Below are 23,096 nucleotides of genomic sequence, written 5' to 3'. Positions count from 1 at the left end.
TAATGATATGAACATCGGAGAAAGGAGAAAGAATGCGTGAAAACATTATGGTGCATAATCATTTTTCTTTTCATTCCGTTCCAGTCATTCGCTGCTGCACCAAATGATTTGTATGATCAACGAATGGAACTTTATAAAAAAGCAGAAGCCATCTCGCTCATTCCTTGGTACTACTTCGCAGCCGTTGATCAATATGAGCGGAGCATTCGCCAAGCGCGTCGCGATTTACCAAAACCAACTGGAGTCATCGGCATTTACATTCCCCCTGAACGATGGGCTGGACCACTCAATCAAAATAAAGAAGATCAAAACCCATTTACAATTAGCCAATTTGGCGGCATAGGAATAGATGGAAATGGTGATGGTATTGCGGATCGAACAAACGACGAGGATGTATTATTTGCATTCGCCCGCTTTTTGCGGTCATATGGCACAGATCATACGCATATTAAAATGGCGCTATGGGATTATTATGAGCGAAGCAAAACCATCGATATCATTTTAGGCAAAGTGAAACTATATAAACATTTTGGAACGCTACAACTCGATCAATACGCTTTTCCAATTCCAAGACGATTTGAATATAGTTATCGCAGTACGTGGGGAGATGCACGCGGATGGGGCGGAAGACGTATTCATGAAGGAACGGACATTTTTGCACATTATGGTACTCCTGTTCGCTCAACATGTTACGGCATCGTTGAATTAAAAGGATGGAACAAATACGGAGGGTGGCGGATCGGCATTCGTGATATAAACAATACGTACCATTATTTTGCGCACTTAAACGGATTTGCTAACGGCTTAGAGGAAGGAACGATTGTAGAGCCCGGCATGTTGATCGGTTCAGTCGGAAGTTCTGGTTACGGACCACCTGGCACATCAGGTAAATTTCCACCCCATCTTCACTACGGCATGTATAAAGATAACGGCTATACGGAATGGTCGTTTGACCCATATCCTTACTTAAAACAGTGGGAACGACAAGAACGCACGAAAAAAAGATGAGGCATATGCCCCATCTTTTTTATGATTGCCGACTTTTCTTTACTGCATGAGCGACGCTCGCAGCAAAACCTCCCCAAATAATTCCCATACCGACAAGCATCATAATAAGCGCACTTGTTTCCATTAGCTCGAAACCTCCTTGTCTGTCGGAACGGAAAGTACTCCATCTTTCCAACGTTTTACTGAAAGAACAAAACCGAGAACGATGACAAGCGCCGCAACAGTCCATCCGTATTTAACGACGAATAACGTATCGTAACCACCATAATTTTCTTTCACATTTGTTTTAATGCTATCAAACATCATGTATCCTAAAACAATTGGTGTGACAACAGAGAGCGAAATTTTCCACCATGCGCCTACCATAATATCTGATACGCTATTTGCATGTGTTTGAAGGGCATTTAGTTCTTTTAACACCCATGCAATGACAACAACTTCAACTAATCCAACGAGCGCAACACCAAAGTTGTTAATGAAATAGTCAACAACATCTAAGAAATATAATCCGCCGTTTGAAGCGAATACTAATGCGATGAGTGCAGCTACTCCTCCACCGCCGAGAACTGCTTTCGTTCGAGATATACCAAACTTTTCTTGAATCGCTGAAACATACGTTTCTGAAATAGAAATAAGCGATGTCAGTCCTGCTAGTGTCAACGAAAGGAAAAATAATACCCCAAAAAGCTCATTGAATGCAGGGAATTGGTTAATAATTTGTGGGAAGACGACAAACGCCAATCCAACGCCACCTTTAACAACTTCGCTTACTTCTACGCCTTGTTGTTGTGCTAAAAAGCCAAGGACGCTAAATACGCCGATACCAGCTAATAACTCGAATCCTGAGTTTGCAAAACCTGTAATAAATGCGTTATTCGTAATATCCGATTTTTTTGGTAAATAACTTGAGTAAGTAATCATAATAGCAAATGCAATCGATAAGCTAAAGAAAATTTGGCTATATGCCGCAAGCCATACTTTTCCGTTCATAATTTGATCCCAATTCGGTTTGAAAAATGCATTTAATCCTTCGATCGCTCCGTCTAACGTCACAGCGCGAATGACGATAATAAAGAAAAGAACGACAAGCGTTGGTAAGAAAATTTTATTTGCCGCTTCAATTCCTTTACGAACACCTTTATACAAAACGGCTAAGTTAATGATCCAAACGAGAAGAAGTGGAATGAAAACAGCTGGAACTAAACTTCCGAACGTGCCCGGTGTTTCTGCTAATTTCAAATACTCACCGAATAAAAAGTCCCCTGTATTTTCTCCCCATTTTGATGTGAAAGCAAAATACGTATAAGACATCGCCCATGCAATAACGACGGAATAATACGTTGAAATAACGAATGAAATAAGGACTTGCCACCAACCAATCCATTCTGTTCCTTTGCTTAGACGGGCGAACGTTAATGGCGCTGAACCGCGATACTTATGTCCAAGCGCAAATTCCAATATAAGAATTGGAATACCTGCTGTTAATAATGCAAATAAATACGGTAGAAAAAATGCCCCTCCACCATTTTCATATGCGACAGCTGGAAACCTCCAAATGTTTCCCAATCCAATTGCCGAGCCAGCAGCTGCTAAAATAAAGCCAGCGCGTGTGCCCCATTGTTGACGACTCTCCATAATGAAATACCCTCCTCAGTGAGTTTTTGATTTTTTCATATCGTTACGCAATAAAAAGATGAGCACCTCCTCGTTCGATTATTTTAATTTTTCAGACTTTTTTGTTTCATTTTAGTTTTAAGTATATCAACGGACAAGCTTTTTGTCAAAATAATATTTTAAAAAATAAAATTTTCAGAATTTTTATTATTCAACTGGAATTTCAATTGACGTATTTCCTTCCCCACCTTGATTATAAAATTGTGGAACTTCCCCTTGAATAATTTGAATCGCTACAGGAATGTCGTTTTGAATCGTTGCCGTTTTTGTTGCAAATGGAATAATAATTTGCACGTTGACTTCAATATGAATTGCTATTTCTATTAAAGCATTATTTATGCCAAACGGACGTATATTTTTATTTACGTCCGAATGAACATCCCCAATGACGTAAAAACGAACCGGGATGCGCGGCCCTAAATTTCCTAACAATACGTTATTCGTTGCTTGTCCGAGCGGGATATAATAGACGATTCCTTGTTCTTTTTCCGTTTCAATTTGAACATCTGGGAACTCAAGCGCGGATAGTTTTCCTTCTGATGCCGCTTTTAAATTTCGTTGAACACGATTTGTCGTTTTAGCTAATACTCGATTCACAACGGTAGCATTAAAATCTATCGCAGAAATTTTCCCATGCTCATCTTTTTCAATTTTGATAAAGTTTTCAACTCGAAAGTCGTCTTCAGCAATTTGTTGATTAATCGCATTATTGATCACTAAATTCGCTAAGCGGCGCGTTTCTTTTTCGGCGATCGCCATCAGTGTTGGTTCAATTCCTCTATTAATAAACCAAAGGCTCGCAACAGTCGAAATGATAAAAAAAACAAAGGTAATTAAAAAAATATAGCGGATGGGTAGCGGTTTTCTTCTTTTACGTAGTTGTTGATACAACAAAAATCCCCCCTCTCACGCTATATGTATGCGATCAAGCAGGGGATTATTATTTTATTTCATCAGGAGCAAGGCGTCTTTTCCTTTCATTCCACGTGAAATACCTAATTGTTCAGCAGCAAACGTAACAGACTCAAGCGGTGCTTCTAACAGTTGATCAATTGTCCGCACTCCTACTGCTCTTCCAGCTACAATGCCACGGTCACGCAATTTTTCGTTTAACAAAGCGACATCTAACGCCCCACACATAATATATCCTTTATCATTAGCAACAACTAACAACGTCGTTTTAGGCAACTGAACAGAAATGGCCGTAAACGGCTCCCCGTCAATCCATAACGGCTTTAATTCGATCATATATTCACGCTCCTTTCTTTTATTCAATGTATGAATAAAAGATCGAAGGGTGCCTATTGATACATGTTTTTTAGCTTCCATGCAAGCACATCCCGCAACATTTCGGGCATGTAATATTTCTTTTTCGCACGATAGATTTCTGGATACAAGTGTCCGAACGTAAACATATCAATTGTTGCGACCGCATACGTTTTTTGCTCATCAATTGGCTGATGATGAATAAAAATGCGACGCACGTGTTCTTGACCGTCCGACATGGTCTCTTTCTCAATCGTGACGCCATCGTACACCATCTGTCCCATCACTTCACCACGAAATCCAAATCCTCTCACCCGCAACTGTTTCATTTGTTCCGTTTCCGCTTGCAAAATGACTTCTTTTAATTCGCTTCCGCGCAAATATACTTTGCAAGGATTAATTGGGTGCGGACAAATGCGATGAATATCCCCTTTTGTCACAACACCTTTTGGCAATGATGCAAGCAAAACACCCGCATTGACCATTGCTATATCACCTTCACACCATTCGTTTAACGCTTGCGCAAGAAGCAACGCAAATGGGGAAGGGGAAAACCAGTCCATATGTAACGGTTCGGGCAAATACACAATCGGTTGTGCCAATGCATTTGTTGCTTGCTCAATCATATGATTTAATTTTCGTTTTGTTTCAACGCATTCATGTTCGAATGTATCGGTATGTTGTACATATGCACGCGCATCTACTTTCCGATTGTTTTTATCGATCGTCAATGTTAAGCATCCAACGTAATGTGCAAACTTCCCTGCCCCACAAAGCAATGTTTCGTTCACTCGTTTTCCATGTTCAAATACGTGATGTGTATGTCCACCTAAAATCGCAGTCAATTGCGGAAACATATGAGCCATTTTTTCATCATCATTTATCCCTAAATGAGACAATAAAACAATGGCATCCACTTTTTCTGAAAGCTCTTCAATGAGCTGAGCAACCGTATCAAACGGATCGGCAACACGCCATCCAAGCAGTTCATAAAACGTCTGAAACGGAACGGTCACCCCAATAAACGCAACGCGAACATGTCCAAACGTCATAATGATATACGGCTTCATCCAATGTGGGCGCTCTCCGTTTTCATAAAAAACGTTCGCCACGATGACCGAAAACGTAGCGTTCGTGTACAACGTATCGAGCTGTTCATGACTAAGCGTAATTCCTTCGTTATTCCCGATCGTGACCGCATCGTATGCGGCATCGTTTAAAAGAATGACGTTTGCCTTTCCTGCTGATGCTTCAGTAAGGGGATGAAAACGATCAATAAAATCACCAATATCAAGTAAAACCATATGCTCGCGATTTTGTTGATGCTTTTTTCTCACCGTTTGTAAATAGTGAACAACTTTTGGCCATCGCTCAAAATGGCTATGCACATCGTTTGTATGATAAATATGTATCGTCTCCCTCAACGCTTGCAACACACCTTTCTTTTTTACAATCCAAGTCCTTGCATGATTAAACGAACACCAAGTAAAATAAGTACCATTCGCAATAACGTCACGACCGTTTTTCCTTTTAGTCTTCGATTAAGCCACGCCCCACATTTCGCCCCAATCCATACGCCCGGAATAAGCGAAAACGCAAACGTCCAAGCGACATTCCCCATAAAGACGTGCGTCATTGAACTAACAATAGACGATAAAAAGACGATAAACATCGATGTCGCAACGGCAACGTGAGGAGGAAATAAGAATAAGAGCATCATCGCAGGCACCATAAGCGACCCACCACCGATCCCAAAAAATCCACCAACAAACCCGACAACAAACGCAATGAGCGTAGCGCTAAACGGATGATATCCGTACGTCACTTCCTCCCCTTCATTTGTGACATATGTACGCACAACAGGAAACGTTCGTTTTTCAGATGGGGATAAACGGGATTGAAACATAAGCAAAAACGAAACGGCAATAAGAAACAATCCGAAATAAAGCGAAAAATGGTGCATATGTACATGTTGATTCACCCATGCGCCAAGCATCGCCCCTGGTCCACTACCAATGAAAAAAAACAAACCGCTTTTATAGTCAACCATCTTATGCTTCATATACGTTAAAGTTGATGATAATCCATTAAAAATAATGACAACAAGCGATGTTCCGACAGCTGCTTGCGGTGAAATGGTCGGCAATACGTGCGCAGCACTTAAAAAAAGAAGCGCGGGAACGATAATCACCCCTCCCCCTAAACCGACAAGGCTACCAATCGTTCCGGCTAAAAAACCGATGATTAAAAGAAATATATACTCCATTTTCATCCCCCATTATGAAAACAAGTCTAATTGTCGCGGTGCCAAATTTGTATACTCAATGCCTAACAACTGCAACAACTGTTTTGCATTATGAGCCGCATCTCCGCCTGAATTGTTGTTAAATAGTACGTAAATGTGTTCACATTTTGTTTGTAACATACGAATATGTTGTGCCCACTCTTGTAGCTCTTGCTCGTTGTAGCGGTATAAATAACGGACGGCACGCCAATTTTCGTCATCTCTTTTATTCCAGCCAGCGACATTGCGTCCGTGTAGACGAATGAGCGTTTTCTTTCGATCTGTTGGATGAAGAACGGTCGGTACCGATCCTTCCCTCGCTTGCGGTTCATCGCAAATGCTATGAATCCATCGCTCTTCCTCCATAAAACGCAACGTCTTTTCGTAAAACGAAGGGGAAAACCACGATTGATGACGAAATTCAAGCGCCACAGGAAGATCTTTCATTCGCTCCCGACACCAACGCAAATAGTGAACATGCTCTTTTTTACAATCGAACCACGGCGGAAATTGAAACAGCACCATCGCGAGCTTATTTCCTTGTTGAAACGGCTCAATCGATTGGAGAAATGCGGTAAACATCTCGTCTTTGTTTGCATATGGAATGTCGCCCCGTTGATGCCCCGTCATTCCTTGATACGCCTTCACGATAAATTGGAATGACGCAGGCGTTTCCGCCAACCATTTTTCAACGTTTTGACGCGGTTGAATGGCATAAAAATACGCATCAACTTCAACGGTTGGAAAGTGAGCCGCATATGCTTGTAACTTATCTTTCGACGCAAGCCGAGACGGATATAAACTGTCATGGTCGCCCCATCCCGTTAATCCGACATAAATCATATTCATCACCTACATTCATCTTACCACAACATACAAAAAAAGCCGATGATCTGCATGGCGCAGATCATCAGCTATTTATTATCCAATGCTACCTTCCATTTCGAATTTAATGAGACGGTTCATTTCAACCGCGTATTCCATCGGCAATTCTCTTGTAAACGGCTCGATAAAGCCCATCACGATCATTTCTGTCGCTTCTTGTTCGGAAATGCCGCGGCTCATTAAATAAAATAGTTGTTCTTCCGATACTTTCGATACTTTTGCTTCATGTTCAAGCGAAACGTTGTCGTTTAAAATTTCGTTATACGGAATCGTATCGGATGTCGATTGATTATCCATAATGAGCGTATCACACTCAATATTTGAACGAGAACCGTCCGCTTTTCGTCCGAAATGAACGATACCGCGATATGTGACTTTTCCACCTTGTTTTGAAATCGATTTAGATACGATCGTCGATGACGTGTTTGGTGCTAAATGGATCATTTTCGCACCAGCATCTTGATGTTGCCCTTTGCCAGCAATCGCGATCGAAAGGGTCAATCCACGTGCACCTTCTCCTTTTAAAACGACCGCTGGATATTTCATCGTTAATTTCGATCCAATGTTTCCATCGATCCATTCCATCGTTGCGTTTTCTTCACAAACCGCGCGCTTTGTCACAAGGTTAAAGACGTTGTTCGCCCAGTTTTGAATCGTCGTATAACGGCAATACGCGCCTTTTTTCACGATAATTTCAACGACTGCACTATGAAGCGAGTTTGTCGTATATACAGGCGCCGTACAGCCTTCGACGTAATGAACATGCGCTCCTTCATCGACAATAATTAACGTCCGTTCAAATTGTCCCATATTTTCAGAGTTAATACGGAAATACGCTTGCAACGGCGTATCAACTTTTACACCTTTTGGAACGTAAATGAATGAGCCACCCGACCAAACGGCTGAGTTTAGCGCCGCAAATTTATTATCTGTCGGCGGAACGACTTTTGCCCAATGCTCGCGGAACAAATCTTCATTTTCTTTTAGCGCCGAGTCTGTATCTTTAAAAATGACACCTAATTTTTCTAGATCTTCTTTCATGTTATGGTATACAACTTCCGATTCGTATTGTGCAGATACCCCAGCTAAATATTTTTGTTCCGCCTCTGGAATACCGAGTTTATCAAACGTTGCTTTAATTTCTTCAGGCACTTCATCCCATGAACGTCCAGATTTTTCTGATGGTTTAACGTAATACGTAATTTCATCAAAATCTAAACTCGATAAATCGCCACCCCATTGTGGCATCGGCATGCTGTAAAAAATATCTAACGCTTTTAAACGAAATTCAAGCATCCATTGTGGTTCATTTTTCATTCGCGAAATTTCTTCTACAATTTCGCGTGTTAATCCGCGCTCAGCGCGGAAAACAGATACGTCTTTATCGGCGAAACCGTACTTATATTCACCGATTTCTGGCATTTTTTTTGCCATTCCGTTCGCCTCCTTTTTTATGACTATCCTTGTTGCCCGTGCAACCCTTTCTCCATCGCTTTCCAAGCTAACGTTGCACATTTAATGCGTGCAGGAAATTTGGATACACCTTGAAGCGCTTCAATATCTCCTAAATCGATTGAATCGTCATAATCTTTCCCTTGCATCATGTCGGAAAAAATCGTTGATAACTTCAACGCTTCTTCAATCGTTTTCCCTTTAATCGCCTCTGTCATCATCGATGCAGATGACATCGAAATAGAACAACCTTCTCCTTCAAATTTCGCATCGACAATTTTTCCGTCTTCTACTTTTAACGTTAAATGAATACGGTCGCCACACGTCGGGTTGTTCATGTTTATATCGACGTGTTCCCCTTCTAATACCCCGCGATTTCGCGGGTTTTTATAATGGTCCATAATCACTTGCCGATACAACGTATCTAAATGGCTATTAAAAGACATAGCTGAAATACTCCTTTGTTTTCTTTAATGCTGAAACGAGTGCGTCAATTTCTTCTTCTGTATTGTATAAATAAAAGCTTGCCCGTGCAGTTGCTGTCACGTTTAGCCATTTCATAAGCGGCTGCGCACAATGATGACCAGCACGAACAGCAATGCCTTCCGCATCTAAAACCGTCGCTACATCATGCGGATGCACATCTTCAATATTGAATGTCACAAGGCCTGCCCGTTCTTTCGGACCGTAAATCGTTAATCCTTCAATCGTCGCAAGCTGTTCAAGCGCATATTGCGCCAGCTTATGTTCATGGGCTGCAATATTGTCTAAGCCGATTTCCTCTAAAAAGTCAATAGCTGCGCCTAACCCGATCGCTCCAGCGATAATTGGTGTGCCGCCTTCAAACTTCCACGGAAGCTCTTTCCACGTCGACTCATAAAGGCCGACAAAATCAATCATTTCCCCACCAAACTCAACAGGTTCCATTTGCTCAAGTAAACGTTTTTTGCCGTATAATACACCGATACCTGTCGGGCCGCACATTTTATGGCCTGAAAAGGCATAAAAATCGCAATCGATGTCTTGCACGTTTACTTTCATATGCGGTGTGCTTTGCGCTCCATCAACAACAACAACCGCACCGTGCTTATGAGCAATTTGGGCAATTTCTTTTACTGGGTTGATTGTACCGAGCACGTTGGATACGTGCATGACAGCTACAATTTTCGTATTCGGTGTCACCGCTTGTTCGACATCTTCTAATCGAATTGTACCATCTGGTTGTAGCGGGATGTATTTTAACGTTGCCCCTGTTTGTTTCGCAACTTGTTGCCAAGGGATAATGTTGCTATGGTGTTCCATGTACGTAATAACGATTTCATCGCCTTCACCCACGTTTGCTCGACCGTAGCTTGCCGCCACTAAGTTAATCGCTGTTGTCGTCCCGCGTGTAAAAATAATTTCTTCCGTTGAGGCAGCACCGATGAAGCGGCGCACTTTTTCGCGCGCCCCTTCATAGGCATCCGTCGCCTTTGTGCCAAGCGTATGCACACCGCGATGAACGTTCGAATTGTATTGGCGATAATAATTGTCAATCGCTTCAATAACCGGCAACGGCTTTTGCGATGTTGCCGCGCTATCTAAATAAACGAGCGGTTTGCCATTGACTTGTTGATCTAAAATCGGGAATAGTTGACGAAGTTCTTTTACGTTCATCACTTAACTTTCCTTTCGATCACTTCAATTAATTGTTTTTTCACACGCTCAATTGGGATTTCATTAACAACCGGCGCTAAAAAGCCGTGAATAATTAATCGCTCTGCTTCCGTTTTTGGAATACCGCGACTCATTAAATAGTATAATTGCGTTGGGTCAACGCGACCGACAGATGCCGCATGGCCTGCTGTCACGTCATCTTCGTCAATTAATAAAATCGGATTCGCATCTCCGCGTCCTTTTGGACTTAACATAAGTACACGCGATTCTTGTTCCGCATTCGATTTCGATGCCCCGTGCTCAATTTTACCAATGCCGTTAAAAATCGATGTCGCTTCATCTTTAACAACGCCGTGTTTTAAAATGTAGCCTTCTGTATGTTTTCCGTAATGAATGACGCTCGTCGTAAAGTTTTGCACTTGCTCACCGCGACTCACAACGACTGTCTTCGTATCGCCGACTGATCCATCACCGATTAAGCGAGTAATATTTTCTGAGATCGTGTTTCCGTCGTTCATTAAACCGAGCGCCCATTCGATGCGCGCATGACGCCCTGTCACACCGCGACGGTTGACATAGACAGTCGTTCCCTTTGCCAAATTGTCTACCGCACCGAAAAACACTTGCGCATCATCTCGCGCAAACACTTCTGTAATGATGTTGACGATCGCTTCCGAACGTTCACATGTTGAAATGTAGTTTTCCACATACGTTACTTTACTGCCCACATCCGCAACAATAATGACGTGATTAAACAACGCTTCCGCTTTTTCATGCACGTATACCGCTTGCAACGGCACGTCAATTTGTACATGCTTCGGCACGTATACAAACACCCCGCCGTTTACAAGGGCAGCATGAAGCGCTGTCAAACGATGCTCATTTACTTTCACACCGTCCATAAAATATTTTTGCACAAGATCACTATGCTCGCGAACAGCTGTCGCTAAATCAGTAAAAATGACGCCTTTTTCTTTCAACTCATCCGCAAGCGATACGTACGCACATGTATGGTCGCGTTGCACATATACGTTTTTTTGTTGTTCATCGATATCAATAAGCACTTTCACTTGCTCTGGCAGCTCTTCTAAAGAAGAAAGCGGAGCGCTTTCAACGAGATGAGTAGAAAATTGTGTAAAGTTCCAACGATCGATTTTCGTTTTATCTGGCTTCGGTAAAGGAAGTTGTTCCGCTTGCGCAAGAGCTTGTAAGCGAACGTTTAAAAGCCAGTCCGGTTCTCCACGCCCTTCGGAAAAAGAGCGCACATACTGTTGGTCGAATGGTAGTTTCGTCTCAATCATCATAAATCCTCCTAACGCTTACGCTTCTTGCTCAACGACTTCATCTTCAATGCCTAACTCTTTTTTAATCCAGTCATATCCTTCAGCTTCAAGACGTTGCGCCAATTCTGGACCGCCTGATTTCACGATGCGTCCTTGCATCATAACATGCACATAATCTGGTGTGATGTAGTTTAATAGGCGCTGATAGTGGGTAATAATTAAACAGCCAAATTCGCTGTTGCGCATTTCATTTACACCTTTTGCAACAACTTTTAATGCATCGATGTCAAGACCTGAGTCAATTTCGTCTAAAATTGCAATTTTCGGCTGCAACATCATTAATTGCAAAATTTCATTCCGCTTTTTCTCTCCACCTGAGAATCCTTCGTTTAAATAACGATGCGCCATATCTGGATTCATTTCTAAAAACGCCATTTTTTCATCTAATTGACGAATAAATTTCATTAATGAAATTTCATTTCCTTCTCCACGACGTGCGTTAATGGCTGAACGAAGGAAGTCAGCGTTTGTCACACCGCTAATTTCGCTCGGATATTGCATCGCTAAAAAAAGACCTGCGCGAGCCCGTTCGTCTACTTCCATTTCTAATACGTCTTGCCCATCTAATGTAATGCTTCCTTTTGTTACTTCATATTTTGGATGGCCCATGATTGCGGCAGATAATGTCGACTTTCCCGTTCCGTTTGGTCCCATGATGGCATGAAACTCGCCACCTTTAATTTCAAGGTTGACCCCTTTTAAAATTTCTTTTCCATCAATTGCAACGTGAAGATCTTTAATCGTTAATGTTGCCATAAAAAAATACCTCCAGTTTCGCTTATGTTCATAAAAACGTAATTCTCATTTTATTCTCATTACAATTTTATAACAGATGAAAAGTATTAGCAACCTTATTGCAAGCATTTTGATACTTTTTTGTTTAGAAAGTTTGTTTACTTTATCACATATGTAAAAAAGGATAGGAGAGCCCTATCCTTTTAGTGCATGCGAGTGAATTCATCGATACATTGGCGAACGAGCGTGACTGCTTGGCTCATTGTCGCCCCCCCAGCTAACGCAGCAGCAACCGCACATGCTTCAAATATTTGTTCTTCTGTCGCTCCTTCGTCGATGCATCCTTTCGTATGATAAATCGTACAATATTCATCTTGTTTAGCAACACTAATGCCTAATGCGATCAATTGCTTTTCTTTTTTCGACAACGCCCCTTGCGCAAAACACGCCTCTGTAAACGCATTAAACGTTTGCCCAACCTTCGGCATTTGTTGTGTAAACGTTCCTAGCCCTTGTTTATATTCGTGTAAAAATTGTTCCATCGACATAATCACTCCTCCTTCCTTTTTATCATGTGTCGTTTTCCGAAAAATATAAAAGGATGCCCGAATGGACATCCTTATTTTGTCGCTGGAATGACTGCACCGTTATACTTTTCTAAAATGAAGTCTTGAATGTCTTTTGATTGCAACACTTCAACGAGCGTTTGAATTTCTTTACGTGTTTCGTCACCTTTACGAACCGCAATAATGTTAACATATGGATTGTTTTCTGGTGACTCTACCGCAATTGGATCTTTCGCTGGATCTAAGCCAGCATCTAACGCATAGTTAGCGTTAATTAATACCGCATCTCCCTCGTCATTTTTATATACTTGAGGAAGTAAACCAGCTTCGACATCTGCTTCAAACACTAAGTTTTTCGGATTTTCAACGATATCATCAACTGTCGCTTTCGTTTTATCAACACCATCTTTTAATTTAATTAAACCTTTTTCTTCAAGCATCGATAAAATGCGACCGTGGTCTGCAACAGAGTTGCTCATAATAATTTTTGCCCCGTTTGGTAGTTCTTCAAGGCTTTTATATTTTTTAGAGTATACGCCGATTGGTTCAATATGAATACCGCCAGCGTTAACAAAATCATAACCATGTTCTTTCATTTGTGCTTCTAAGTAAGGAATGTGTTGGAAATAGTTTGCATCTAACTCTTTATCAGCTAACGCTTTATTCGGCAATACATAATCTTGGAACGTCACGATTTCCAATTCAATCCCTTTTTCTTTTAAAATCGGTTTTGCTCGCTCTAAAATTTCCGCATGTGGTACGTTTGATGCACCAACGACAAGTTTATTCGTTTTTTCTTCCGCACTTTCGCTTTTTCCGCAAGCAGCAAGCGCTAAAACAACAATTGCAGCAACAAGTAAAGAGATCCATTTCTTCATTTGTTTCTTCCTCCTTTTTATCGTTTATCTATTTTAGAAGTGACAAAGTCACCAATAAACTGAATAATAAAGACAATCACTAAAATGAGCACTGTTGCAACAAATGTAACATCGTTATTGTTGCGTTGAAACCCTTCTAAATACGCTAAATTTCCGAGCCCTCCAGCGCCAACAACTCCTGCCATCGCTGTATATCCAACGAGCGCAATCGCCGTCACTGTAATTCCAGATACAAGTGCAGGAAGCGCTTCTGGAAGGAGCACTTTCCAAATAATTGTCGATGTCGTCGCACCCATCGCTTTTGCGGCTTCAATGACACCTTTATCGATTTCACGAAGCGCAATTTCTACCATGCGCGCATAAAACGGTGCGGCACCGATAATGAGTGCTGGCAACGCAGCGTTTGCTCCAAGAATCGTGCCAACGACAAGTTTTGTAAACGGAATAAGCAAAATAATTAAAATAATAAACGGAATCGAGCGGAAAATGTTGACGAACGACGCAATAGCACCGTTAACGAAACGATTTTCCCATATGTTTCCCTTAGACGTTAAAAACAGCAATAAACCAAGTAAAATGCCAAGTACAAACGTCGCTACAACAGAAACAGCGGTCATATACAATGTTTCCATTGTCGCTGCCCATATTTTATCCCAAACGACGTTCGGGAATAGTTCATTCCACATTCGCCAACACCTCCACTTCCACTTCTTGCTGGCGAATAAAAGCGAGCGCTCGCTCAACTTCTTCATTCGCACCGTCTAAATGAATGAATAGCACCCCATATGAACCGTGATGCGTTTGCGAAATTTTCCCTTGCAAAATATTCACATTCAAATCGAATTGGCGAATAAGTTGCGTGATGAGCGGTTGCTCAGCCGCTTCGCCGACGAATGTAAGTTGAACAACTTTGCCGTTCGGATATCGTTCAAGAAGATGCAACATCGCTTCTTTCGTTTCCTCCGGCTCCGTCACTTGTTGGACGAATCGTTTCGTAATCGGTTGCTCTGGCTTACGGAATACATGAAGCACTTCGCCCATTTCAACAATTTTTCCGTTTTCCATGACCGCTACGCGATCGCAAATTTTACGAATGACATGCATTTCGTGTGTAATTAACACGATCGTTAAACCGAGACGTTTATTAATATCGACGAGCAAATCTAAAATCGAATCGGTTGTTTGTGGGTCAAGGGCCGACGTCGCTTCATCACATAGCAACACTTTCGGGTTGTTCGCTAACGCACGCGCAATGCCGACGCGCTGTTTTTGCCCTCCGCTCAATTGCGACGGATATGCATTTTCTCTTCCTTGCAAGCCGACGAGTTGAATGAGCTCATCGACACGCTTCATCCGTTCCTCTTTCGGCACACCGGCAATTTCTAACGGGAAAGCAATATTTTCACGCACCGTTCGCGACCAAAGTAAGTTGAAATGTTGGAAAATCATCCCGATTTGCTGACGAGCTTGTCGTAATTGTTTCCCACTAATTTTCCCCATATCTTTTCCATCGACAATGACTTCACCGCTTGTCGGCTTTTCTAGTCCATTTAACAATCGAATAAGCGAACTTTTTCCCGCTCCGCTATAACCGATGATGCCGAAAATTTCTCCTTCTGCAATATGCAAGTTTACATGATCGACCGCAGTCACATTTCCGCTTGCTGCTTTGTATACTTTCGTTACATTTGATAAAGTAATCACGTCGCTGTCACCTTCCTTCCATGAAAAAAGCCTTTCTGTTCAAGAGAACAGAAAGGCGTTATCGTCCATTCTGTCTCTTATCTCTCAAAGCAAACGCTTTGTGTGAATTGGCACCATTTCAGCAGCGCTGACGGTTGCCGGGTTTCATCGGGCACATCCCTCCACCTCTCTTGATAAGAGCGCTTTTAAACGCTTTATTCAGTTAACGTTTTAATGTATTCAAGAATGATGTTGAACTACGAATGTGAGTATATCATCGAAAGAAGGACGATGTCAATAAAAATTATTATATAAAAAATTGGAAGATGTTTCCCTTAACGTCCTTACATTGCACGTCGATTCAAGTGTCGAATCATTTCTTGAAGTTTATGTGATAAATGATGTAGCTCCTTCGAAGTATCGCTCAATTGTTGAGTGAAAACGGCCTGTTGATGCATTTCGCCAGCAAAAGTGGTCATCGAACTAGCCGTTCGTTTTGCGATCGCTTGAACAGCACGAGAGGCATCTACGACTTGTTCGCTGCTTGAACTTAATTGCTCTGTGGCAGCTGAAATCGACTCAATTTGATCCGAGACGCGCGCGACTTCTTGAATAATTTCGTAAAACGAGGCTCCTGTTTCAGCTAAAACACTCGTTCCAGAATAAATTTCTTGCGTGCTTTCATTCATCGCTTTCACCGCTCGTTCCATCTTTACTAAAATATCTTCAATTAATCCAGCGATCGTGCTTGCCGCTTCACTTGATTGTTCAGCTAGCTTTCGCACTTCCTCCGATACAACGGCAAACCCTTTCCCATGCTCTCCTGCTCTCGCTGCTTCAATCGCTGCGTTTAAAGCTAATAAATTGGTTTGTGCAGCAATTTGAGAAATAAGCTCTACAATTTGATGAATCTCTTTCGATTTATTTTCAAGCTCTTGGACAAGTTGCACCGATATTTGCTGTTTTTCAGAAATTTTCTTCATTTGATAAGTAGAACCTTCCATTTTCTCTTTTCCCTTTTGCGATAAATGACTAATGTGCTGCGATGCATGTACCGTTTCGTCTAAAGACGAAGCAATGGACTGGAGTGCGCGAGACATTTCATCAATCGTTAAGCTAATGCGTTCAATATATGCTTGCTGTTGATTCGTTTCACTAGAAATACGATCGATATCCTCCGACACGCATTCAATACGGTGAGCAGCTTCTTCTGTACGTTTCAACATTTGTCCAGCAGACTCATTCAAGTCGACAGATGTGCGCGTCACCCCATCGATAATCGTACGCAACTCATGTACCGTATACGCAAAAGCGTTGGCTAGTTCCCCAATTTCATCCGATCGATTTACTTCAAACGTTACATCAAACTTTCCTTCACGTAATTGATAAACGCTTTTTGTTAGCTGCTTCAATGGTTTAACGAGGTATAACGTTAAAAGGAAAACCATTAGTATAACAACCAATAGCATACTAATAGTCAAAAACAACATCTTTTTTTCGTTCTCTTTCATCAGTTCATAAATACTCGTTGCATCAAAATCCGCTCCTAACACCCCTACGATTTCCCCTGATTCGTCGATAAGAGGAACGTAAGCAGATACAAGCGCACCGTACGTTTCCGAATAGCTTAACTCCCCCACTTGGGGCGTTTTCGTTTCAAACGCTTTAATTAACATAGGAAAATCGTTTATTTCTACTTCCACTTCTCCGAGATCAGCAAAATCTTCTCCTTCTGAACCATCGACGACATAATAATACTCGTACCCATCCTCCACTGTACGCCGATTCATCGTATATAAGTACTTCAAATTGTTCATCTCTCTCATACTGCTAAAAATCGCACGTAATTCATGGTAGTAGTCATTCTTTCCCGTTTCAGGGCGAATGGTTTTATATTGATCCATATCTATAAGTTTGGCAGCGTTCTCCACGATATGTCTTGCTTGAGTTCCGACAGATTGAACGACAAATTGATCAGCTGAACGGTAAACGAGAAAACCTAGCAAAAGACCACAGACTAAAAAAATGAAAGAAAAACTAACAATCATTTTCGTTTGTAAACTTTTTAACTTAAACATTGTATCCCTCCGGACGTTAAACATAGACAATTTACATTGTATGTCAAATTTCTCGAAATGTAATTAAAATTTTTCATATGTTGATAGAAAAAATAAAAAGAGGAAGTAGACGAATTTCTCCGACTACCTCCTCTTTTTTACACTTTCGAATACATCGACCGAACGCCTGTCGCCGCTTCGATCGCTTGTTCTAAGTCTTCGATTAAATCATCCACATTTTCGATGCCGACCGATAAACGAATCATATCTTCTGTTACACCAGATGCTTGTAAATCTTCTGTGCTTAGTTGTTGATGCGTTGTGCTTGCCGGATGAATAATTAAACTTTTTGCATCGCCAACGTTTGCCACATGCGACCAAAGCTTCACATTGTTAATAAGTGCAGCTCCTGCTTCCCTTCCCCCTTGAATGCCAAAAACGACGACTGCTCCTGCCCCTTTTGGCATATATTTTTTCGCTAGCTCTTTCGCTGGATGGTTGTCATGTTCAGGATACAACACCCAACGGACAGCTGGGTGATTATCTAAATATGCAACAATTTTTCTTGTGTTTTCAATATGTTCTTTCATGCGCACGTGCAACGTTTCAAGCCCTAAATTAAATTGAAAGGCGTTGAACGGGCTAATGGCTGGTCCTAAATCACGTAACAACTGCACACGTGCTTTCACAATATACGCTGCCGCTCCGATGTCTGCATAGATGAGGTTATGATAGCTCGGATCTGGTGTCGTAAACGCTGGAAACTTTGGTGAGTTCCAGTCAAACTTTCCACCGTCGACAATGATGCCTCCTAGCGTCGTCCCGTTGCCAAGCAACCATTTCGTCGCAGAATGAACGACAATGTCTGCTCCATGTTCAATCGGACGGCAAAGATACGGCGTCGCAAACGTATTATCGATAATGAGCGGGACACCTGCTTCGTGGGCAATGTTTGCAACCGCCTCAATATCTAACACATGCAAACTCGGATTGCCGATCGTTTCCGCAAAAATAGCTTTCGTTTTCGGTGTAATTGCAGCGCGGAAATTTTCTGGGTCAGTTGGATCGACAAAATGAGTTGTAATGCCGTATTTTGGTAACGTATTTGCAAACAAATTGTACGTCCCTCCATACAGCGTAGAAGCAGACACAATATTATCTCCTGCTTGAGCGACGTTTAAAATGGCCATCGTAATCGCTGCCATGCCGCTCGCCACTGCTAAAGCCCCTACACCACCTTCAAGCTTTGCTACTCGCTCTTCAAATACGGTCACCGTCGGATTATGAATGCGCGTGTAAATGTATCCTGCTTCTTTTAATGCAAATAAGTTTGCCGCATGCTCTGTGCTATCAAACAAATACGCATTTGACTGATAAATCGGTACCGCACGCGCTTTTGTTACCGGATCGGTTTGCAGTCCCCCGTGCACAGCAATCGTTTCAAATTTCATCATTTCTCCCCCTGAACGAATAATTGTTGAATATTTTGAATTTTAACACGATAAAAACTGCTCGTCAATGAACAAGATCGTACGGTTTAGCAAGAAAGAAAACTGACTCTAATAATAAAATGTGGCGAAACGATGCTGTGACGGACAATTCGTTTAAGCGAAGTTGTTGCTGAAGTTTTAACGATCCTTGTAGTAGTGACATAATGGCCTGTGCGGAACCACGAATCGATATGACCCGATCCCCGTTCGCTTTTTCAACGCGTTGAATTCCTTCTTTTGATATGCTTAATAAAATTTGCCCGCTTTCCCATTGCAATTGAATATATAAACCGTCATTTGGTAAAATTGGTGTTAACATATTCATACAACCGCCCCCGTCCCATGTATTGTCGTATTCATTGTTTCCATACGAAGACGGTGAGTTCCTTCTATAACTGCTCGACAAATGTCTTCCTTCCTCGTCAATTTCCCAAGAAATATGTCGAAAGCTGGCTTATTCAGCCAGCTTTCGCAACGTTTCATATACATGTGGAACGGAATGAAAGGCGTATATTTTTTTCACGAGTTTGCCGCGTTTAAAAATAAGTAAGCATGGAACGCTTTCAATATGCCATTCGATCGCTTTGTCAGGCACATAATTTAAGTCTTGACGCTCAAACGTGACAGTTGGCAATAACTGTTCAAGCACATCAACCATACGGCTTGCCACTTGGCACGTGCCACATAATGGCGTGTACATATAAACAACCTTCACAATCATCACACAACTTTCTACAAATATTGTGCGTGTACATCGATATTTGCGCTTAATAATACGACCGCAATATGATGTTTCGGAGCAGCTGCAACTTCACGATACATTTTATCAATATATAAATGCTCAGCTTCCGGAAACTCACGGCGAAGTTGGCGCCTCAATTTTTCTCCCGCCTCATCGGAGTCAACTAAAATGTACACATCTTTATCGTACAAAGCTTCGATTAATTCATCAAGTTTGGCGGTACCGAGCGTTCCGTTTGTGCATATAATTTCTACTGGCTCACTAATAATGCTCTCGATCTTTCTTTTATCTGACCGCCCCTCGACAATAATCACTTTTTCTACTTCAATGATCGCCATCGTCATCACCTTGCACATTCATTTATGTATATTATATTCGTTATGTTGCACTTTTTCTCCTTTTATGAAATCGAAAAGGACAGCGATGCCGCTGTCCTTAACACCAACCACCTTCTGTGTCGCAATCCACATATTTCGCATCTGGATGTTCAGTGACTGTCACCGTTTTCAAAATTCGTCCTTGTTGTTCTACATATCCGCTTTTCAGCTTGAATTCGTTCGTTTCCTGAACAAACTCTCCAACACATTCGTTGTCATAAAACAGCCCAAAGTTGCCGTTTTCATTAAATTTCCCAACAACATCTTTTGTAATATCGATTGTTTTTTGTTTCAACAAAAAAGACACCCCTGTGTTGTAGGGTGCCCTGCGATTTGTTTTTTAGTCTTGATTAATCATTTGTTCGTATTGTTCAGCAGTTAGTAGGTTGTCTACTTCGCTCATATCGCTCGGCTCGATGACGATCATCCACGCTTTATCATACGGTGATTCATTCACGTACTCTGGATTATCGTTTAACTCTTCATTCACAGCTATCACTTTGCCACTGATCGGTGCATATAGTTCAGATACTGTTTTTACTGATTCAACACTACCAAATGGCTCGTTTGCTGTAAGTTGTGCGCCGACTTCTGGCAACTCAACAAATACGATATCGCCGAGTTCCGATTGGGCAAAATCTGTAATACCAATGCGAACCGTATCCCCCTCGACACGCACCCATTCATGTTCTTGTGAATAACGTAGCTCTTTTGGAATGCTCATCGTTGTCCCTCCAACACATTGTTTTCCTTTTCATCATACACGATTTTCGACACGATTTCACGACAATTTAAACATTTCATGATATTTTTGTTCGTCAAATCCGACAATGACTTGCTCTCCATTTGTGATGATTGGACGCTTAATTAACATGCCGTCCGATGACAACAATTGTAACATTTCTTCTTCTGTCATCGTCTTTAATTTATCTTTTAATCCAAGTTCACGATACTTCATGCCACTCGTATTAAAAAATTTTTTCAAATCAAGCCCACTTTTTTCATATAACGTCCGCAACTGCTCTTTTGACGGGGGCTGTTCTACAATATGCACAGCTTGTACGGAAATGTTGTTGTCATCTAGCCATTTTTTCGCCTTGCGACATGTGCCGCATTTTGGATACCAATAAAATGTCGTCATTTTCTCACCTCATCATCCTTATGTACAATAACAAAGCGAAAGTACCAGACGATGTGTCTGGTACTTCCATTATTACACAACATATCGCTCTGCTTCAATTAACGCTGCTGCCGCTTCACGTTTTTTCGCAATGACGTTGATTGGCGTATGGCGCGTTAATTTCCGCAACGCCGATAGCATCATGCGCAACATGTCCCCATGTTCCACAGCAACGATCGTTTCTTTCGCATGCGCTTCAATTTCGTTAAACGCCTCTTGGCAGAAAATTTGTGTATACAATACTTTTTGTTTATTTTTCTCAACCCCAGATTGCGCAATTGCTTTTTCCGTACGCAATAGTGCTGACTCCATCGCATACACGTTGCTAACAATATCTGCAATATTTACAAGCACTTCTTGTTCTTTTTCAAGTTTCGGACCGAATTTTTGAGCCGCTAATCCTGCGATCATTAAAGCAATTTTTTTCGCGTTGCGAACAAGATATTTTTCTTGTTCAAGCACGCCATCGCCTACTTCTTCAGGCATAAGCATCATTAACTCTTCTTGCAGTTGTTGTGCTTTTTGTAAAAGTGGCAATTCGCCTTTCATCGCCTTACGCAAATACATACCTGGCACAAGGAGGCGGTTAATTTCGTTCGTTCCTTCGAAAATACGATTAATGCGCGAATCGCGATACATGCGCTCAATTTCGTATTCTTGCATGAAACCATAACCACCGTGAATTTGTACGCCTTCATCTACGATGTAATCGAGCATTTCTGTCGCAAACACTTTATTTAACGAACATTCAATCGCATATTCGGCGATCGCTTTTGCTGTTTCTTTTCCGTCTTTTGCTTGTTCATCTGTTAATTGTCCCATGCGCGCTTCAAATAAACCGACTGTGCGATAAACGGAACTTTCAGCTGCATACAATTTCGATGCCATTGTTGCTAATTTTTCTTGTGTTAACGAAAACTTCGAAATTGGCGTTTTAAACTGTTGACGTTGATTTGCATATTGAATCGTCACTTCAAGCGCACGTTTTGCTCCACCGACAGCACCAACACCAAGTTTATAACGGCCGATATTTAAAATGTTAAACGCAATGACGTGACCTTTTCCAATTTCGCCAAGTACATTTTCTTTCGGAACGAGGGCATCTTGTAAAATTAATGTGCGCGTCGATGAGCTTTTAATGCCCATTTTCTTCTCTTCTGCGCCTGTCGATACGCCTGGGAATTCGCGCTCAACGATAAATGCTGTAAAGTGTTCACCGTCTACTTTTGCGTACACAACGAACACATCAGCAAATCCAGCGTTTGTAATCCACTGCTTTTCTCCATTTAAAATGTAATGCGTACCTTCCGCATTGAGTTTTGCTGTCGTTTTTGCACCGAGCGCATCCGAACCCGAACCTGGCTCAGTTAACGCATAAGCAGCAATTTTTTCGCCTGTCGCAAGCGCTGGTAAATATTTTTGTTTTTGCTCTTCTGTTCCGAACAAGACGATTGGAAGCGAACCGATTCCGACGTGCGCACCGTGCGAAATCGAGAAACCACCAGCGCGCGCCATTTTTTCAGCAATTAATGCCGAGCTAATTTTATCTAAGCTCAAACCGCCGTATTCTTCTGGCACATCTGCGCCAAGTAATCCGAGTTCGCCTGCTTGTTTTAAAAGAGCAACTGAGCGATCAAACTCATGATTTTCTAAATGCTCAAGTTGTGGCAACACTTCATTAACGACAAATTCTTCTGTCGTTTTCGCAATCATTTTTTGTTCATCTGTAAAATCTTCTGGTGTGAACACTTGATTTGGCGATATATCTTCAATTAAAAAGCTACCACCTTGCGCAATTTGTAATGCTTTTTCCATTTGTT

The 23,096-nt window shown here is 41.6% G+C and carries 26 protein-coding genes and 1 riboswitch; of the genes, 1 reads left to right on the top strand and 25 read right to left on the bottom strand.

What is annotated here, in order from left to right; translation table 11 throughout:
* Window positions 1-36: 36 nt before the first annotated feature.
* On the top strand, window positions 37-1,008 hold the full coding sequence (locus HNR63_RS01975) for a M23 family metallopeptidase (protein WP_085787844.1): 972 nt from the start codon (window positions 37-39) through the stop codon (window positions 1,006-1,008).
* A 19-nt stretch (window positions 1,009-1,027) separates the two neighbouring features.
* On the opposite strand, the gene HNR63_RS01970 is transcribed toward HNR63_RS01975, so the two are convergent.
* The 25 genes from HNR63_RS01970 to HNR63_RS01850 all read right to left on the bottom strand — a co-directional run bounded on the left by HNR63_RS01970 (window position 1,028) and on the right by HNR63_RS01850 (window position 23,091).
* Complete coding sequence (locus tag HNR63_RS01970) at window positions 1,028-1,132, bottom strand: methionine/alanine import family NSS transporter small subunit (RefSeq protein ID WP_021093650.1); 105 nt, start codon at window positions 1,130-1,132, stop codon at window positions 1,028-1,030.
* Window positions 1,132-2,643 carry a sodium-dependent transporter gene (locus HNR63_RS01965; protein WP_181519626.1) on the bottom strand — a complete coding sequence of 504 codons (1,512 nt, stop codon included), beginning with the start codon at window positions 2,641-2,643 and terminating at the stop codon, window positions 1,132-1,134. Before HNR63_RS01965 ends, HNR63_RS01970 begins: the two co-directional genes overlap by 1 nt.
* Window positions 2,644-2,829: 186 nt before the next feature.
* The gene (gene yunB, locus HNR63_RS01960) at window positions 2,830-3,576 is read right to left on the bottom strand and encodes a sporulation protein YunB (RefSeq protein WP_019417417.1); all 747 of its coding nucleotides are present in this window, start codon (window positions 3,574-3,576) and stop codon (window positions 2,830-2,832) included.
* 51 nt (window positions 3,577-3,627) lie between these two features.
* Window positions 3,628-3,930: a YunC family protein gene (locus tag HNR63_RS01955; RefSeq protein ID WP_181519625.1), complete on the bottom strand. Its 303-nt coding sequence runs from the start codon at window positions 3,928-3,930 to the stop codon at window positions 3,628-3,630.
* A 53-nt stretch (window positions 3,931-3,983) separates the two neighbouring features.
* Window positions 3,984-5,372, bottom strand: a complete 1,389-nt coding sequence (locus tag HNR63_RS01950; RefSeq protein ID WP_181519624.1) for a bifunctional metallophosphatase/5'-nucleotidase — start codon at window positions 5,370-5,372, stop codon at window positions 3,984-3,986.
* A 23-nt stretch (window positions 5,373-5,395) separates the two neighbouring features.
* Window positions 5,396-6,214, bottom strand: coding sequence for a sulfite exporter TauE/SafE family protein (locus HNR63_RS01945; protein WP_181519623.1), 819 nt, complete (start codon window positions 6,212-6,214; stop codon window positions 5,396-5,398).
* A 12-nt stretch (window positions 6,215-6,226) separates the two neighbouring features.
* Window positions 6,227-7,075, bottom strand: a complete 849-nt coding sequence (locus HNR63_RS01940) for a DUF72 domain-containing protein (protein WP_181519666.1) — start codon at window positions 7,073-7,075, stop codon at window positions 6,227-6,229.
* A gap of 78 nt (window positions 7,076-7,153) precedes the next feature.
* Window positions 7,154-8,551: a Fe-S cluster assembly protein SufB gene (gene sufB / locus HNR63_RS01935; protein WP_085787839.1), complete on the bottom strand. Its 1,398-nt coding sequence runs from the start codon at window positions 8,549-8,551 to the stop codon at window positions 7,154-7,156.
* Window positions 8,552-8,574: 23 nt separating this feature from the next.
* A complete protein-coding gene (gene sufU, locus HNR63_RS01930; protein WP_021093656.1) occupies window positions 8,575-9,015 on the bottom strand; it encodes a Fe-S cluster assembly sulfur transfer protein SufU in 441 nt (146 codons plus the stop codon).
* The gene (locus tag HNR63_RS01925; RefSeq protein WP_181519622.1) at window positions 9,005-10,225 is read right to left on the bottom strand and encodes a cysteine desulfurase; all 1,221 of its coding nucleotides are present in this window, start codon (window positions 10,223-10,225) and stop codon (window positions 9,005-9,007) included. Before HNR63_RS01925 ends, sufU begins: the two co-directional genes overlap by 11 nt.
* Entirely contained in the window at window positions 10,225-11,529 is a 1,305-nt protein-coding gene (gene sufD / locus HNR63_RS01920) for a Fe-S cluster assembly protein SufD (RefSeq protein WP_019417424.1), read from the bottom strand. The genes HNR63_RS01925 and sufD overlap by 1 nt, the downstream gene beginning before the upstream one ends.
* Window positions 11,530-11,544: 15 nt before the next feature.
* Window positions 11,545-12,324 carry a Fe-S cluster assembly ATPase SufC gene (sufC, locus tag HNR63_RS01915; RefSeq protein WP_181519621.1) on the bottom strand — a complete coding sequence of 260 codons (780 nt, stop codon included), beginning with the start codon at window positions 12,322-12,324 and terminating at the stop codon, window positions 11,545-11,547.
* Window positions 12,325-12,506: 182 nt separating this feature from the next.
* Window positions 12,507-12,851 (bottom strand): carboxymuconolactone decarboxylase family protein, encoded by a 345-nt coding sequence (locus tag HNR63_RS01910; RefSeq protein WP_181519620.1) that lies wholly within the window; start codon window positions 12,849-12,851, stop codon window positions 12,507-12,509.
* A 71-nt stretch (window positions 12,852-12,922) separates the two neighbouring features.
* Window positions 12,923-13,747, bottom strand: a complete 825-nt coding sequence (locus HNR63_RS01905) for a MetQ/NlpA family ABC transporter substrate-binding protein (RefSeq protein WP_181519619.1) — start codon at window positions 13,745-13,747, stop codon at window positions 12,923-12,925.
* 17 nt (window positions 13,748-13,764) lie between these two features.
* Entirely contained in the window at window positions 13,765-14,433 is a 669-nt protein-coding gene (locus tag HNR63_RS01900) for a methionine ABC transporter permease (protein WP_085787834.1), read from the bottom strand.
* Complete coding sequence (locus HNR63_RS01895) at window positions 14,423-15,451, bottom strand: methionine ABC transporter ATP-binding protein (protein WP_181519618.1); 1,029 nt, start codon at window positions 15,449-15,451, stop codon at window positions 14,423-14,425. The genes HNR63_RS01900 and HNR63_RS01895 overlap by 11 nt, the downstream gene beginning before the upstream one ends.
* A 74-nt stretch (window positions 15,452-15,525) precedes the next feature.
* Window positions 15,526-15,631, bottom strand: a riboswitch (SAM riboswitch).
* A 143-nt stretch (window positions 15,632-15,774) separates the two neighbouring features.
* Complete coding sequence (locus HNR63_RS01890) at window positions 15,775-17,508, bottom strand: methyl-accepting chemotaxis protein (RefSeq protein ID WP_181519617.1); 1,734 nt, start codon at window positions 17,506-17,508, stop codon at window positions 15,775-15,777.
* Window positions 17,509-17,645: 137 nt separating this feature from the next.
* Window positions 17,646-18,938, bottom strand: coding sequence for an O-acetylhomoserine aminocarboxypropyltransferase/cysteine synthase family protein (locus HNR63_RS01885; protein WP_181519665.1), 1,293 nt, complete (start codon window positions 18,936-18,938; stop codon window positions 17,646-17,648).
* A 64-nt stretch (window positions 18,939-19,002) separates the two neighbouring features.
* A complete protein-coding gene (locus tag HNR63_RS01880) occupies window positions 19,003-19,302 on the bottom strand; it encodes a sterol-binding protein (RefSeq protein ID WP_181519616.1) in 300 nt (99 codons plus the stop codon).
* Window positions 19,303-19,431: 129 nt separating this feature from the next.
* Window positions 19,432-19,701, bottom strand: a complete 270-nt coding sequence (locus HNR63_RS01875) for a thioredoxin family protein (protein WP_035062821.1) — start codon at window positions 19,699-19,701, stop codon at window positions 19,432-19,434.
* 8 nt (window positions 19,702-19,709) lie between these two features.
* Window positions 19,710-20,057, bottom strand: a complete 348-nt coding sequence (locus tag HNR63_RS01870) for a ribonuclease M5 (RefSeq protein WP_021093666.1) — start codon at window positions 20,055-20,057, stop codon at window positions 19,710-19,712.
* A gap of 97 nt (window positions 20,058-20,154) precedes the next feature.
* Window positions 20,155-20,403, bottom strand: coding sequence for a DUF2553 family protein (locus tag HNR63_RS01865; protein ID WP_181519615.1), 249 nt, complete (start codon window positions 20,401-20,403; stop codon window positions 20,155-20,157).
* Between the two features lie 33 nt (window positions 20,404-20,436).
* Window positions 20,437-20,820, bottom strand: coding sequence for a glycine cleavage system protein GcvH (gene gcvH / locus HNR63_RS01860; RefSeq protein ID WP_021093668.1), 384 nt, complete (start codon window positions 20,818-20,820; stop codon window positions 20,437-20,439).
* Window positions 20,821-20,877: 57 nt separating this feature from the next.
* Window positions 20,878-21,237, bottom strand: a complete 360-nt coding sequence (locus HNR63_RS01855) for an arsenate reductase family protein (RefSeq protein ID WP_021093669.1) — start codon at window positions 21,235-21,237, stop codon at window positions 20,878-20,880.
* Window positions 21,238-21,309: 72 nt separating this feature from the next.
* Window positions 21,310-23,091, bottom strand: a complete 1,782-nt coding sequence (locus tag HNR63_RS01850) for an acyl-CoA dehydrogenase family protein (protein ID WP_181519614.1) — start codon at window positions 23,089-23,091, stop codon at window positions 21,310-21,312.
* Between the last annotated feature and the right edge of the window lie 5 nt (window positions 23,092-23,096).

The sequence above is a fragment of the Anoxybacillus ayderensis genome, from assembly GCF_013761015.1.
Lineage (GTDB): Bacteria > Bacillota > Bacilli > Bacillales > Anoxybacillaceae > Anoxybacillus > Anoxybacillus ayderensis.
Note: the sequence above shows the minus strand (reverse complement) of the source record. Positions and strands in the feature narration are given on the sequence as shown.

Bases quoted from the DNA above. Each gene is read 5' to 3' on its own strand.
- HNR63_RS01970 (WP_021093650.1), bottom strand. From the start codon at position 1,132: ATGGAAACAAGTGCGCTTATTATGATGCTTGTCGGTATGGGAATTATT.
- HNR63_RS01965 (WP_181519626.1), bottom strand. From the start codon at position 2,643: ATGGAGAGTCGTCAACAATGGGGCACACGCGCTGGCTTTATTTTAGCA.
- HNR63_RS01955 (WP_181519625.1), bottom strand. From the start codon at position 3,930: ATGATCGAATTAAAGCCGTTATGGATTGACGGGGAGCCGTTTACGGCC.
- HNR63_RS01945 (WP_181519623.1), bottom strand. From the start codon at position 6,214: ATGGAGTATATATTTCTTTTAATCATCGGTTTTTTAGCCGGAACGATT.
- HNR63_RS01940 (WP_181519666.1), bottom strand. From the start codon at position 7,075: ATGATTTATGTCGGATTAACGGGATGGGGCGACCATGACAGTTTATAT.
- sufB (WP_085787839.1), bottom strand. From the start codon at position 8,551: ATGGCAAAAAAAATGCCAGAAATCGGTGAATATAAGTACGGTTTCGCC.
- sufU (WP_021093656.1), bottom strand. From the start codon at position 9,015: ATGTCTTTTAATAGCCATTTAGATACGTTGTATCGGCAAGTGATTATG.
- HNR63_RS01925 (WP_181519622.1), bottom strand. From the start codon at position 10,225: ATGAACGTAAAAGAACTTCGTCAACTATTCCCGATTTTAGATCAACAA.
- sufD (WP_019417424.1), bottom strand. From the start codon at position 11,529: ATGATGATTGAGACGAAACTACCATTCGACCAACAGTATGTGCGCTCT.
- sufC (WP_181519621.1), bottom strand. From the start codon at position 12,324: ATGGCAACATTAACGATTAAAGATCTTCACGTTGCAATTGATGGAAAA.
- HNR63_RS01910 (WP_181519620.1), bottom strand. From the start codon at position 12,851: ATGTCGATGGAACAATTTTTACACGAATATAAACAAGGGCTAGGAACG.
- HNR63_RS01905 (WP_181519619.1), bottom strand. From the start codon at position 13,747: ATGAAGAAATGGATCTCTTTACTTGTTGCTGCAATTGTTGTTTTAGCG.
- HNR63_RS01900 (WP_085787834.1), bottom strand. From the start codon at position 14,433: ATGTGGAATGAACTATTCCCGAACGTCGTTTGGGATAAAATATGGGCA.
- HNR63_RS01890 (WP_181519617.1), bottom strand. From the start codon at position 17,508: ATGTTTAAGTTAAAAAGTTTACAAACGAAAATGATTGTTAGTTTTTCT.
- HNR63_RS01885 (WP_181519665.1), bottom strand. From the start codon at position 18,938: ATGAAATTTGAAACGATTGCTGTGCACGGGGGACTGCAAACCGATCCG.
- HNR63_RS01880 (WP_181519616.1), bottom strand. From the start codon at position 19,302: ATGAATATGTTAACACCAATTTTACCAAATGACGGTTTATATATTCAA.
- HNR63_RS01870 (WP_021093666.1), bottom strand. From the start codon at position 20,057: ATGGCGATCATTGAAGTAGAAAAAGTGATTATTGTCGAGGGGCGGTCA.
- gcvH (WP_021093668.1), bottom strand. From the start codon at position 20,820: ATGAGCATTCCAAAAGAGCTACGTTATTCACAAGAACATGAATGGGTG.
- HNR63_RS01855 (WP_021093669.1), bottom strand. From the start codon at position 21,237: ATGACGACATTTTATTGGTATCCAAAATGCGGCACATGTCGCAAGGCG.
- HNR63_RS01850 (WP_181519614.1), bottom strand. From the start codon at position 23,091: ATGGAAAAAGCATTACAAATTGCGCAAGGTGGTAGCTTTTTAATTGAA.